This is a genomic window from Streptomyces sp. NPDC047043, assembly GCF_040644055.1.
Classification (GTDB): domain Bacteria; phylum Actinomycetota; class Actinomycetes; order Streptomycetales; family Streptomycetaceae; genus Streptomyces.
This window is the reverse complement of sequence record NZ_JBEYVO010000026.1, coordinates 161,734-175,010: the sequence shown is the minus strand read 5'-3', so window position 1 is coordinate 175,010 and position 13,277 is coordinate 161,734. Positions and strand designations below refer to the sequence as shown.

At 68.5% G+C, this 13,277-nt stretch carries 12 protein-coding genes; 10 read left to right on the top strand and 2 right to left on the bottom strand.

The window, feature by feature from the left end; translation table 11 throughout:
- Positions 1-48 precede the first annotated feature (48 nt).
- Positions 49-756 carry an SDR family NAD(P)-dependent oxidoreductase gene (locus ABZ880_RS35655; protein WP_361271701.1) on the top strand — a complete coding sequence of 236 codons (708 nt, stop codon included), beginning with the start codon at positions 49-51 and terminating at the stop codon, positions 754-756.
- A gap of 36 nt (positions 757-792) precedes the next feature.
- Here ABZ880_RS35655 and ABZ880_RS35650 read toward each other — a convergent pair whose 3' ends face one another.
- Positions 793-1,488: a glycoside hydrolase family 75 protein gene (locus ABZ880_RS35650; RefSeq protein WP_361271698.1), complete on the bottom strand. Its 696-nt coding sequence runs from the start codon at positions 1,486-1,488 to the stop codon at positions 793-795.
- 186 nt (positions 1,489-1,674) lie between these two features.
- On the opposite strand from ABZ880_RS35650, the gene ABZ880_RS35645 reads away from it, so the two are divergent.
- Positions 1,675-2,286, top strand: coding sequence for a hypothetical protein (locus ABZ880_RS35645; RefSeq protein ID WP_361271695.1), 612 nt, complete (start codon positions 1,675-1,677; stop codon positions 2,284-2,286).
- A gap of 114 nt (positions 2,287-2,400) precedes the next feature.
- Here ABZ880_RS35645 and ABZ880_RS35640 read toward each other — a convergent pair whose 3' ends face one another.
- A complete protein-coding gene (locus tag ABZ880_RS35640; RefSeq protein ID WP_361271693.1) occupies positions 2,401-3,237 on the bottom strand; it encodes an aldo/keto reductase in 837 nt (278 codons plus the stop codon).
- A gap of 300 nt (positions 3,238-3,537) precedes the next feature.
- On the opposite strand from ABZ880_RS35640, the gene ABZ880_RS35635 reads away from it, so the two are divergent.
- The 8 genes from ABZ880_RS35635 to ABZ880_RS35600 are packed head-to-tail and all read left to right on the top strand — an operon-like array spanning position 3,538 to position 13,267.
- A complete protein-coding gene (locus ABZ880_RS35635; protein ID WP_361271690.1) occupies positions 3,538-3,687 on the top strand; it encodes a pyrroloquinoline quinone precursor peptide PqqA in 150 nt (49 codons plus the stop codon).
- A 22-nt stretch (positions 3,688-3,709) separates the two neighbouring features.
- Positions 3,710-4,462, top strand: coding sequence for a pyrroloquinoline-quinone synthase PqqC (gene pqqC / locus ABZ880_RS35630; RefSeq protein WP_361271687.1), 753 nt, complete (start codon positions 3,710-3,712; stop codon positions 4,460-4,462).
- Complete coding sequence (gene pqqD / locus ABZ880_RS35625) at positions 4,459-4,713, top strand: pyrroloquinoline quinone biosynthesis peptide chaperone PqqD (RefSeq protein ID WP_361271684.1); 255 nt, start codon at positions 4,459-4,461, stop codon at positions 4,711-4,713. The genes pqqC and pqqD overlap by 4 nt, the downstream gene beginning before the upstream one ends.
- Positions 4,710-5,786, top strand: a complete 1,077-nt coding sequence (gene pqqE / locus ABZ880_RS35620) for a pyrroloquinoline quinone biosynthesis protein PqqE (protein ID WP_361271681.1) — start codon at positions 4,710-4,712, stop codon at positions 5,784-5,786. The genes pqqD and pqqE overlap by 4 nt, the downstream gene beginning before the upstream one ends.
- Positions 5,783-6,973, top strand: a complete 1,191-nt coding sequence (locus ABZ880_RS35615) for a glycoside hydrolase family 88 protein (protein WP_361271679.1) — start codon at positions 5,783-5,785, stop codon at positions 6,971-6,973. Before pqqE ends, ABZ880_RS35615 begins: the two co-directional genes overlap by 4 nt.
- Positions 6,974-6,977: 4 nt before the next feature.
- On the top strand, positions 6,978-7,766 hold the full coding sequence (locus tag ABZ880_RS35610) for a Tat pathway signal sequence domain protein (protein WP_361271676.1): 789 nt from the start codon (positions 6,978-6,980) through the stop codon (positions 7,764-7,766).
- 12 nt (positions 7,767-7,778) lie between these two features.
- Positions 7,779-11,021, top strand: a complete 3,243-nt coding sequence (locus ABZ880_RS35605; protein WP_361271673.1) for a glycosyl hydrolase family 28 protein — start codon at positions 7,779-7,781, stop codon at positions 11,019-11,021.
- Entirely contained in the window at positions 11,018-13,267 is a 2,250-nt protein-coding gene (locus tag ABZ880_RS35600; RefSeq protein WP_361271670.1) for an alpha-galactosidase, read from the top strand. Before ABZ880_RS35605 ends, ABZ880_RS35600 begins: the two co-directional genes overlap by 4 nt.
- Positions 13,268-13,277 lie beyond the last annotated feature (10 nt).

Here is a 13,277-nt window from a genome sequence, read left to right as displayed (position 1 = left end):
CTCCCTCCCGTACGCACGAACCCGTGCGTACGACCACAGGGGGTAACCATGTCCACCAGCACCGAATCTCCCGTCGCACTGATCACCGGCGGCGGCACCGGCATCGGAGCCGCCGCCGCGCGGCTGCTGCTCGACGCCGGGCACCGGGTGGCCGTCACCGGGCGCCGGGAGGAGCGGCTGAGCGCCTTCGCCGACGAACTCGGCAATCCCGAGGGACTGTTGACGATCGTCGGCAACGCGGCCGAGTACGCGGACGTGCAGTCGGCGGTCGACAGCACGCTGAAGGCGTTCGGCCGACTGGACACGGTCGTCGCCAACGCCGGCTTCGCCACTCACGACACCGTCGCCGACGGCGACCCGGCCGGCTGGACGGAGATGGTGCTGACCAACGTCCTCGGCCCGGCCCTGCTCATCCGCGCCTCCGTCGACGCGCTCAAGGAGACCCGCGGCCGGATCGTCCTGGTCGGCAGCGTCGCCGGGTTCGTGCACGGTCCGGGCAACATCTACGGGGCGACGAAGTGGGCGGTGACCGGGCTCGCCGAGAACACCCGCCGCCAGGTCACCGAGTGGGGCGTCGGCGTGACCCTGATCGCCCCCGGCCGCGTGGAAACGCCGTTCTGGGACGGCAACGGGCTGCCGCCGGGTCACCTGCTCACCGCGGACCAGATCGCCGACTCGGTCGTGTGGGCGATCCGCCAGCCCGAGGGCGTCGACGTCAACACCATCGTCGTACGACCGATCGGACAGCCCGTCTGACCCCCGCACGAAGGCCGGACGGGCTGTCCGTCGGGGTCAGTTGTTCTGCAGGAACTGCTTCGCCAGCTTGTCCCCCAGCGTGACCGCCGCGCTGTGGCTCTCGATGGGGGACACCTGGGAGTTCTTGAACAGGATGTAGGTCACGCCGGAGTCGGTGCCGCCGGTCTCGGGGTTGGAGTCGATACCGAGGGCCTTGGCGGTGGCGTAGGACGCCTCACCGATGATCTTCGTGGGGCCGGTGTCGCCCACGACGGCGTACTCGACCTTGTTGTTGTAGATCACTGCGACCACGCCGCCGCCCTTGATGCCGGCGCTGGAGTACTTCCAGATGCTGCTGGAGCTGGGCACGACCACGTAGGGCAGTGAATCGGCCTTCAGCGGCTTGCCGTTGGACTGGTGGAACGCCGTGTCGTCCTGGTACCAGGGGTCGGTGTCCTCGTTGCACTTCGACGTGCGCTGTCCGTCGCAGTCGATGTCCATGTCGGCCTTCCAGAACACGGCGCCGTTCTTGCCGCACACGGGGATGTTGGCCGAGGTCTCGTCGTCGGTCTTGTACTTGCCGTTGGAGATCTGGGAACAGGACGTCACCTTGGCGAGCAGGTCGGCCGCGCTGACCGAGCCCTCCTGGGTGGACGCCGGTCCCGAGGTGCCGGAGGCGTTCGCGGGGAGCACTCCGGCGGCGAGCAGTGCGGCGCCGGAGGCCGCAGCGAGGGTCAGTGTTCGTATGCGCACTGTGGGGGACCCTTCTGTTAGGAAAGTTTCCTGACCGGGTTGGCGTACAAGGTGCCCCGTCGGCATGGCCGCGTCAACCCCCCGCGGCAAGCCGGTCCAGGCGGCGTCCTGATTGCAGCGGTCTCTCCGCAGGAGAACACTGGCGATATCGAACATTCCGGAAAATCAGCCGGGAGGCGAGGCGTCATGTTCGTTCGCACCGTGTACGCGACCGGTGATCCCGCGAAGATCGACACGGCCATCAGGGCGTTGAACTCGCAGGGGCGGGAGCTGCTCGAGGAACGTCCGGGGTACCGCGGGGCGGGCATCTTCGTGGACCGGGCGCTCGGCAAGCTGCTGGCGGTGAGCTGGTGGGAGTCCGAGGAGGCCCGGCGCAACAGTGACGAGGTCATGCGCGAGCGGCGTGGGGTGCTGCTGGAACCGTTCGCGGCGACGACCTCGGTCGAGAACTACGAGGCGGCGGTCTTCCATCCGGTACGGAAGCCGGAGGCCGGCGGCGGACTGCGGCTCACCAGGCTGGAGTTCGACCCCGCGGACGCCGATCTGCTGGCCGACACCTTCCGGACCTCGGTCGTCCCCCGGCTGGAGGGCCTGCCCGGACTGGCCAGGACCTCCCTGCTCGTCGACCGGGAACGGGGCCGCGGCCTGGTCGGCGCCATGTTCGTCGACCGCGAGTCGCTGGCGGCCTCCCGCAGCGCCCAGGCGGCGGCCCGGCACGAGGGTGCGGCCAAGGCGCATGTGACGGTGGTCGGACTGGAGGAGTTCGAGGTCGTCTTCACGGACGTGCGGGGCGACTGAGGCCTCCCGCACGGGAGTTGGTCGAAGCGCACGGGGGTCGGCCGAGGGTCCGACTCCGCGCATGCGTCGGCCCCCGCCGCACGGCGGGGGCCGACGTCCGTACCGAAGCGGCCGTCAGGCCATGTTGAAGCTCGACGGGTCGGGGCCCAGGCGCCGGTCCTCGTTCAACGCACTGATCGCCGCCAGGTCTTCGGTGTCCAGGCTGAAGTCGAAGACCTCGATGTTCTCCTTGATCCGGGACGGGGTCACGGACTTGGGGATCACCACGTTGCCGAGCTGGAGGTGCCAGCGCAGCACGATCTGGGCCGGGGTGCGGCCGTGCTTCTGGGCGATGGCGACGATCGCCGGGACCTCCAGGAGCCCCTTGCCCTGGCCGAGCGGCGACCAGGCCTCGGTGGCGATGCCCTGCTCCGCGTGGTACTCACGGGCGGCGCGCTGCTGCAGGTGCGGGTGCAGCTCGATCTGGTCGACCGCCGGGATGACCGAGGTCTCGGCGATCAGCCGCTGCAGGTGGTCCGGCTCGAAGTTGGAGACGCCGATCGCACGGATGCGGCCGTCGGCGTGCAGCTTCTCGAACGCCTTGTACGTGTCGACGTACTTGTCGCGCGCCGGCGTGGGCCAGTGGATCAGGTACAGGTCGATGTATTCCAGGCCGAGCTTCTCCAGCGACGCGTCGAACGCGCGCAGCGTGGCGTCGTATCCCTGGTCGCTGTTCCAGAGCTTGGTGGTGAGGAAGATTTCCTCGCGCGGGACGCCGGAGGCGGCGATGGCCTTGCCGGTGCCCTCCTCGTTGCCGTAGATCGCCGCTGTGTCGATGCTGCGGTACCCGGCCTCCAACGCGGTGGCGACGGCCCGCTCCGCCTCGTCGTCCGGCACCTGCCAGACGCCGAAGCCCAGCTGGGGCATCTCGACGCCGTTGTTGAGGATGATCGGGGGGACCTTGCTGCTCACGAGCTCTTGATCCTTACGGTTGTCGTCAGGTGGTGCTCCCATCGTCAACGATCACGGGCCGTGATGCATTCCTGACCGGGAAATCCGTCCGAACTGACCGATGAGTCAGTCCGGGTACCCGAGATTGGCCGGAAATGCATCCGACGTCTTCGGTCCGGACCATTGACCGCGGCCCGTCCATCCCGCAACTCTGGATCGCGCCACCGAACGAGTTCATGAACTCGGTGCATGCATGTGAACACCTCGCACCTGTCTGGGCATCTGAGACCCCCCACCCCTCAGGAAAGCAGGTACAGCCGCATGAACGAGACGCTCCTTCACGCCCTCCGGACGGAACAGCCCCTCCAGGAGACGCAGGAGACATCGGATGAAAAGGTCTGGCAAAGCCCTGGTTATGCGGTCGTGGAGACTGCCCTCGAGGTGACCGCCTACGCCCTCGGCGACCGCTGACCGGCCGAACGGCAACCGCGTCATGACCGCGACACCCCTCCGCGTCGACGGCGCCGCCGCCCGGGGAACCACCGGGTTCACCGCGCGGCTGCGTGCCGTCGCCGCGGAGCGCTACCACGACCGCCACCCCTTCAACCTGCGTATGCACCGCGGCGAGTTGAGCCCGGCGGAGCTGCGCCGCTGGATCGCCAACCGCTTCCACTACCAGCGCCACATCCCCGTCAAGGACGCCCTGATCCTCGCCGAGCTGGACCGGCCCGAGCTGCGCAGATCCTGGCTGCGGCGCATCCAGGACCATGACGGCACGGCCGACGGGGAGGGCGGGATCGAGCGCTGGCTGCGGCTCGGAGAGGCGGCCGGGCTGCACCGCGACGAGCTGTGGGACGGCTCCCGGGTGCTGCCCGGTGTGCGTCTGGCGGTCGACGGATACGTCAACTTCTGCCGCCTGCGTCCGGCCCTGGACGCGATCGCCGCCTCGCTGACGGAGCTGTCCGCACCCGACCTGATGCGCACCCGCATCGCCGCCTTCGAGCGCCACTACCCGTGGATCGACCCCGCCGGCCTCGCCTACTTCCGCACCCGCATCGACCAGGGCGGCCGCGACGGCGTCGAGGCTCTGGCGCTGGTCCTCGACCTCGCGCGCACTCCCGAGCAGCAGCAACGCGCCCTGTCCGCACTGCAGTTCAAGTGCGATGTGCTGTGGTCGCTGCTGGACGCGGTGGACGGAGCGGGCGCCAAGGGCGTGACGGGCGCGGCGGACGGGGGCCGGCCATGACCTGGCATCCGGCTCTCTCCCGCGGAGTCGTCCTGCGCCACGACCGCGTGCGCGACACCGACCTGCTGCTGCTCCCCGAGCGGGTGGTCGTGCTGCGGGGCAGCGCCGGCCCCGTCCTCCGGCTCTGCGACGGCACACGCGGCGTCGAGGACATCGTCGGCGAACTCGACGGACGGTACCCGGGCGCGCCCGTAGCCGCCGAAGTCCCCGATTTCCTCGCCGCGTTGCGAAAGGAGGGCTGGCTCACGTGACCGTGGACGCACCCTGGGCGCTGCTCGCCGAGCTCACCCACAGTTGTCCGCTGCGTTGCGGATACTGCTCCAACCCGATCGAACTGATCGGTCGGTCAAGGGAGTTGGACGCCGAGCAGTGGTCCGACGTGTTCCGACAGGCCGCCGACCTCGGCGTCGTACAGACCCATCTGTCCGGCGGTGAACCCCTGCTCCGACGCGACCTGCCCCGTATCGTCGCGGCCGCGGACACCGCGGGCCTCTACACCCAGCTGGTCACCAGCGGGGTCGGCCTGAGCGAACGGCGCACGGCGGAACTCGTCGGGGCCGGACTGCGCAGCGTCCAGCTCTCGGTGCAGCACGCCGACCCGCGCGCCTCCGAACGCATCGCGGGCGCCCGCTCCTTCGCGGCCAAGGAGCGCGCCGCCCGGCTGATCCGCGCCTCGGGCCTCCCCTTCGGCCTCAACGTCGTGCTGCACCGGGCCAACCTCGACGCCCTGGACGACCTGATCGCCCTCGGCCTGAGCTGGGGTGCCGACCGCATGGAGCTCGCGCACACCCAGTTCCACGGCTGGGCCCTGCACAACCGCGCGGCCCTGCTGCCCACCCGCGAACAGGTCGAACAGGCCCGCGCCTCGGTGGCCCGCCGGCGTGAACTCCTCGACGGAACCATGGAGTTGGTGTGGATCGCCGCCGACTGGGTGGACGCCACCGCGAAACCCTGCATGGGCGGCTGGGGCAAGGTCTCACTCACCGTCGCCCCGGACGGCACGGTCCTGCCGTGCCCGGCCGCGGCCGCCCTGCCGGACCTCGACCCACCCAACGTTCGCGAGCACCGACTCGCCTGGATCTGGCAGGAGTCGAAGGCGTTCAACGCCTACCGCGGCGAGTCCTGGATGCCCGACCCCTGCCGCGGCTGCGCCCTGCGCACCAGCGACCACGGCGGCTGCCGCTGCCAGGCGTACGCGCTCACCGGCGACGCAGCCCGCACCGACCCGGCCTGCCGGCACGCCCCCGACCACCATCTCGTACGCGATCTCGTGCAGGGGCCGCGCGACGACCTCGCGTACGCCTACCGAAAGGGAGGAACATGAGCCCCAGACGTCTGCGGACGGCACTCGCGACCCTCGCCCTCGTCACCGCCGGCCTGGTCACGCTGCCGGCCGCCGCACCCCCGCCGACTGCGGCCGCTCCTGCGCCCGTTCACCGCCCCAAGGCCGCCCCGGACTGGTCCGTGGCCATGGTCGACTCCACCATGGCCCGCTACACCCCGAGCGCCATCGGCGGCTGGTCCTACCCGGTCGGTCTCTACCTCTACGGCCAGTACCTCACGTACAAGCGCACCCACGACGCCCGCTACCTGACCTACATCAAGAACTACGTCGACCGCTTCGTGAAGAGCGACGGCTCCATCGACCAGTCCTTCAACAGCCTGGACAGCATGCAGGCCGGCCGGCTCCTGGTGATCCTGCACCACGAGACGGGCCAGGACCGCTACCGCAAGGCGGCCAAGAAGATCCGCGACCGGCTGAACACCTACCCGCGCACGAGCGACGGCGGCTTCTGGCACGCCGACACCTCCAGCCGCGCCCACCAACTCTGGGCGGACGGTGTCTACATGGTGAACCCGTTCCTCGTCGAGTACGGCAAGGAGTTCGGCGACAGCGCGTACGCCGACGACGAGGCGGCGAAGCAGCTCTACGTCTACGGCAGTCATCTGCAGGTCGCGAACGGACTGCTCAAGCACGCGTACGACGAGTCCAAGAGCGTGAGTTGGGCCGACCCGCAGACCGGGCTCGCCCCCGAGCACTGGTGCCGGGCGGTCGGTTGGTACTCGATGGCGATCGTCAACGTGCTGGACGCGATCCCCGCGAACCATCCGCGTCGGCCTCAACTCCTGTCGATATTCCGGAAGTTGGCGGCAGGCCTGGAGAAGTACCAGGACCCGGCGACCGGACGCTGGTTCCAGGTGATCGACAAGGGCGGCCGGAGCGACAACTGGACCGAGACGTCCTGCTCCAGCATGTTCACCTACGCCCTCTCGCGCGGCGCCCAACAGCACTACCTCGACCCGCACTTCACGGCCGTCGCCCAGCGCGGCTACCAGGGCGTCCTGGCCAAGCTCTCGGTCGGCACCGACGGCCGCACCGACCTGGCCGACATCTCCATCGGCACCAACGTCGGCGACTACGCGTACTACGTCGCCCGCACCCGGGCCACCAACGACTTCCACGGCCTGGGCGCCTTCCTGATCATGAACGAACAACTGCGAGGTGATTAGTGTCATGAGCACGTCCAGAAGGGCTCTGCTGGGAGCCGCCCTCGGCGGTGCGGCCGGAGCCGCGGTCGGTCTGCCGGCCACCACCGCCCACGCCGCCTCCTGGCAGCAGAAGTGGGCCCCGTCCGCGAGCGGTGACGGCCTCGGCGCCTTCGAGACGATCGAGGACGACCGTGCCGACTCGCACCCCGCCGGGCATCCGCACATCTACGCCACCGGCAACAACTGGCGCTTCAACATGCACACCGTCGACCGCGACACCTCGACCGACCGCCAGCGCCAGGAGGTCACCGGCCTGCGCAACGGCAGCGGCAGCAACTACCTCAAGTGGACCCAGGGACAGACCTGGCGGGTCACGTACTCGATGTACATCCCGAGTTCCCTGAAGGCGACCACCACCTTCACCCACATCATGCAGATGAAGCAGCCGGGCAACGGCACCTCGCCGATCGTCGTGCAGTCGCTGCGCCGCGTGAACGGCAGGCAGACCATCGAGCTGAAGCTCGCCATCGACGACATCCTCGTCGGCCGCACCGACCTGGACCCGCTGCACGACAAGTGGACCGACGTCGACTTCCAGATCAAGGTCGGCAACGGCTCGGCGGGCTCCGTCCGATGGATCCTCAAGTCCGGCGGCTCGACGGTCATCGATGCCTCGAAGACCGGTGTCGACACCTTCCTCGCCGACCGTGTGCGCCCGAAGTGGGGGATCTACCGCTCCCTCGGCGACACCTCCGGGTCCCTGCAGGACACCTACCTCCTGCTGACCGATCTCCGCGGCTACCAGCTCGTGTGAGGAGCAGTCCGCATGAAACCCCCCACTGTTCCACCGCGCAGAGCGGCAGCCGTCGTTCTCTTCGTCCTGGCCGTCGTCCTCGGCCTCACGCATCCCGCCGCCGTCGCCGCGCCGCGCAACGCCGCACGAGCAGGAGCCGTCTACGACGTCCGTGACTACGGCGCCAAGGGAGACGGCTCGGCCAACGACACCCCCGCCGTCAACAAGGCGATCACTGCTGCGAATTCGGCCGGCGGCGGCACGGTCCGCTTCCCGGCCGGCAAGTACAAGTCCAAGAACACCATCCACATGAAGAGCAATGTGACGCTCCAGGTCGACACGGGCGCCACGATCCAGGGCTCGTCGGCGGACACGTACGACGCACCCGAGTCCAACCCCTATGACCAGTACCAGGACTACGGGCACAGCCACTTCCACAACGCGATGATCTACGGCGACCGGCTGACGAACATCGGCTTCGTCGGCGGCGGTGTCATCGACGGGCTCGGCAACCTGATCACGGGCAACCCGAAGTCCGGCGAGGCCGACAAGATCATCTCGCTGACGCGCTGCGACGGACTGCGCATCGGGGACGGGCTCACCCTGCGCCGCGGCGGCCACTTCGCCGCCCTGATCAACGGCTGCAAGAACGTCACCTCGGACCGGCTGACCATCGACACGGCGAGCGACCGCGACGGCTGGAACATCATCTCCACGACGAACGTCACGGTGACGAACGCGAACATCAAGGCCAACGACGACGCGCTCGTCTTCAAGAGCGACTACGCCCTCGGCGCCAAGCTCCCCAACGGCCACGTCCGCGTCAACGACTCGTATCTGTCGGCCCGTTGCTGCAACGCCCTGATGTTCGGCTCCGAGACCTGCGGTGACTTCTCGGACTACCGGTTCGAGAACATCCGCATCGACGGCGCCGACAAGTCCGGCCTCGGCATGGTGTCGATGGACGGCGCGAAGATCTCCGACGTCCACTACCGCGACATCACGATGACGAACGTCCACTCGCCGATCATGCAGAAGATCGGCACACGGAAACGGTGCGGGAACAGCCCGGGCGTCGGATCGATCAGCGACATCACCTACGACAACATCACGGCCACCGGCAACAGCCCGTCCTTCAGCCCGACCCTCTGGGGCGAGACCGGCCACCGGATCAAGGGCGTCACCTTCAACAAGGTCGACATCACGGTCCCCGGCGGCAACGGCACCATGTCCACCGGAGTGCCGAGCAACGACCCGGGCGACTACAACCCGAAGGCCATCGGCACCCGGCCGGCCTACGGCTGGTACCTGCACAACGCCGACGACGTCCAGTTCACCGACAGCTCGGTGAAGTTCGCTGCGAACGACGGCCGCCCGGCGGTCATCGCCAACGCGGCGAACGGCATCCGGTTCAGCGGGCTCACCGCCCAGCGCGGCTCGAACTCGCCGTACGACATGGGCTTCCAGGACGTCGACGGGTACTGCCTGACGGGCAGTCACGACACGTCCGGCGGGGCGCTGCGGGTGTCGGGCAGCGGGTCCACCGAGGACTGCACCAGTGCCGTGCGTCCGCTCGACCTGGAGAACCCCCGCCAGGACTTCCTGCGCAACTCCGTCGGCGGTCTCTTCCTGCACTGGGGCCTGCGCACCGCGCCCGCCCACACCAGCTGCACCGCCTGGGAGAACGACGTCACCAGCGGCGGCTGGACCCCTGACTACTGGGTGAAGGAGGCTCAGAAGCTGCACACCCAGTACCTCGTCCTCGCCACCTTCCACAGCCGCCTCGGCTACGCCCGCCCCTGGCCGTCGAAGATCCCCGGATCCTGCGCCACCAAACGGGACTTCCTCGGTGAGCTGATCACCGCCGCCAAGGCCAAGGGCCTGAAGGTCGTCCTCTACATGACCGACGACCCGCAGTGGCACGACGAGGGCGGCCACGAGTGGCTCGACTCGGCCGCCTACTCCGCCCACAAGGGCAAGAACGTCGACCTGACCACCCGCGACGGCTTCGGGCAGTTCAGCTACGACAACTTCTTCGAGGTCATGGACCGCTACCCGGACCTCGGCGGCTTCTGGATCGACAACGACAACGCGTACTGGGAGAGCCACAACCTCTACCAGCAGATCTACCAGAAGCGCCCCAACTACACGCTCAGCAACAACAACGAAGACACGCCGATCATGGACATGATCAGCAACGAGCAGAAGACGGGGATGACCCCGTCCTACGACTACCCGCAGGCCGTCTACACCGCCCAACCCCGCCTGACCGAGGCCGACTTCAAGCTGCCCTCGACCGGGGCGTGGTGGTACGACGGCTCCAACCCGGCCGTCGACAAGAAGCTCACCCTCGGCCGCCTGATCACCAACGCCGGCTCGTCGGTCAAGGCGCTGATGGCCGAAACCGCCCAGGTCAACGGGAAGTTCCCGGCCAACCAGGCGGCCTTCAACACCTTCGCCGACTCCTACCTCGACCCCGTCTGGGAGTCCCTGCACGGCACCGAGGGCGGCGGCTACATGTACGGCGGCCTCAAGCCCGGCTTCTGGAACGACGGCGCCCACGGCGTCACCACCATCGCCAAGGACGACCCGAACCGGCAGTACGTCCACGTCCTGACCCCGCCCAGCACGAGCACCCTGCGCATCCGCGACAACGGCTACCGCATCGCCTCCGTCACCAACTTCCGTACGGACAAGGCCGTTTCGTGGTCGCAGTCCGGCGGAGTGCTCACCCTGACCGGGCTCGGCGACTGGGACCCGTACGACACCGTCTTCAAGGTCACCACCGCCGGCCGCCAGGGCATCCTCACCGGCGTCAGGACGACGGCGAGCGCCTCCGCGAGCGGTCATGCGGGCTCGGCCGCCGGTGACGGCGACTACCTGACGTACTGGGACAACAACAAGACCCTGCCCGTCAGCCTCACCTTCGACCTCGGCTCGGCTAAGAAGGTGCAGTACATCGGCCTCAACCAGCGCGAGGACTCCGTCGCCTACGCCCGCTCCGCCACCGAGCAGTCGGCGCGGATCAAGGACTACAAGGTGTTCCTCAGCGACGACGGCACGAACTGGGGGAGCGCGGTCAAGACCGGCCAGCTCCCAAGTCGCCGTGGAATCCAGGGAATCGACCTCACCGCGGCAAACGCACGCTACGTCCGCCTCGAGGTCGACACCACCTGGGCCGCCTCCACCGACACGACACGTTACAAGCGGCTCCGCGTCGACGAGGCGTGGATCGGCACGTCCTACGCGACGCCCGCGAACGGGGGACAGTCATGAACCGGTTCAGATCGCTCACGGCCGCGGTGGCCGGCCTGCTCACCGCGGCGGCGGTGCCGCTCGTGGGCGCCGCCCACCCCGCGGCCGCCTCCGACAACGGCCAGTCCGTCCGGCCCGCCATGGGCTGGAGCAGCTGGAGCTTCGTGCGTCGGCAGCCCACCGAGGCGAAGATCAAGACGCAGGCCGACGCACTGGTGGCCGGCGGGCTGAAGGACCACGGCTTCGTGTATGTCAACCTCGACGACTTCTGGCAGAAGTGCGACTCCAACGGCTTCGCCGTCGACTCCTACGGGCGGTGGGCCGTCGACTCGGCCAAATTCCCGTCCGGCATCAAGGCCTTGGCCGACTACGTCCACTCCAAGGGCCTGAAGTTCGGCTTCTACGTCACGCCCGGCATCGCGAAGAACGCGGTGCTGAAGAACACGCCGATCGAAGGGACCTCGTACCACGCCAAGGACATCGCGGACACCTCGAAGACCGAGAAGAACTACAACTGCAAGAACATGTACTACATCGACTACTCCAAGCCGGGCGCGCAGGAGTTCGTGAATTCCTGGGCGAAGGAGTTCGCCTCCTGGGGAGTCGACTACCTGAAGATCGACGGTGTGGGCAGTCAGGACGTCCCCGACGTCCAGGCCTGGGACAAGGCGCTGCGGGCGAGCGGACGGCCCATCAACTTCGCGCTCTCCAACAACCTCCCGATCGCCGACGCGTCCACCTGGCGCAAGCTCGCGAACAGCTGGCGCACCCAGGGCGATGTGGAGTGCTACTGCGGGCCCGGCTCCAACGGCAGCGGCTATCCGCTGACCGACTGGTCGCACGTCTCGGCCCGCTTCAACACGGCCGCGTCCTGGCAGCCGTACGCGGGGCCCGGCGGCTGGAACGACCTGGACTCCCTGGAGATCGGCAACGGCGACCAGGCGGGCCTGACGGCCGACCAGCGCCGCTCGCACTTCACGCTGTGGGCGATGGCGGCCTCGCCGCTGCTGCTCGGCACCGACCTCACCCACCTCGACTCCGTCGACAAGGCGATGCTCACCAACGACCGGCTGATCGGCGTCGACCAGGACGGGGTCGCGGCGAAACGGGTTGTGAACAGTGGTGTCAAGCAGGTCTTCAGCAAACGCGAGAACAGCGGCGCCTATGTGGTCGCGCTGTTCAACACCGGTACGTCCGGCAGCACGACGGTCTCTGTGAACTGGTCGCAGGTGGGTTTCACCGGCTCCGGTGACGTCACGGACCTCTGGTCCGGCTCGCACAAGGGCGTGATCGCGGACTCCTACAGCGCGACGCTGCGGCCGGGCGAGACACGGCTGATCCGTGTGAACCCCGTCAACGGCCTCAGGACGGCGGCCGCCTCACCCGGCTTCGCGGTTGCCCCCTACGAGTACCTCGGCTGGGGCAACCCGCCCAGCCCCACCTCGGTGATGTCGGCGACCGGCGTCAAGTGGTTCACGATGGCGTTCATCCTCTCCGACGGCACCTGCAACCCCAAGTGGGACGGCTCGCGTGCGCTGACCGGCGGCAACGACCAGGCCAAGATCAACGCGATCAGAGGGGCCGGCGGTGACGTGATCGTCTCCGTCGGCGGCTGGAGCGGGGCCAAGCTCGGCGAGAAGTGCAGCAGTGCCTCGGCGCTGGCGGGGGCCTACCAGAAGGTGATCAACGCCTACAAGCTGAAGGCCCTCGACATCGACATCGAGAACACCGAGTGGTCGAACGCCACCGTGCGCCAGCGCGTCGTCGACGCGCTGAAGAAGGTGAAGGCCGACAACCCCGGCCTCAAGACCGTCATCACCTTCGGCACGACCACGAGCGGCCCCGACTCCACCGGCGTCGACATGATCAAGCGGGCCGCGAACTCCGGCCTCGCGAACGACGTCTGGTGCATCATGCCGTTCGACTTCGGCGGCGGCACGACCAACATGGGCACCCTGACCACCCAGGCCATGGAGGGCCTCAAGGCACGGGTCAAGTCCGCCTACGGCTACAACGACGCCACCGCGTACGCCCACATCGGCCTGTCGTCCATGAACGGCAAGACCGACGACTCCGGTGAGCGCGTCCGCGTCGCCGACTTCAAGACCATGCTCGCCTACGCCCAGCAGCACCACATCGGGCGCCTCACCTACTGGTCCGTGAACCGCGACCGCGCCTGCGGCTCCGGCACCGACGGCGACTCGTGCAGCGGTGTGTCGCAGCAGCCGTACGACTACCTCAAGGTCTTCGCCCAGTACACGGGCTGAGGGGAACATC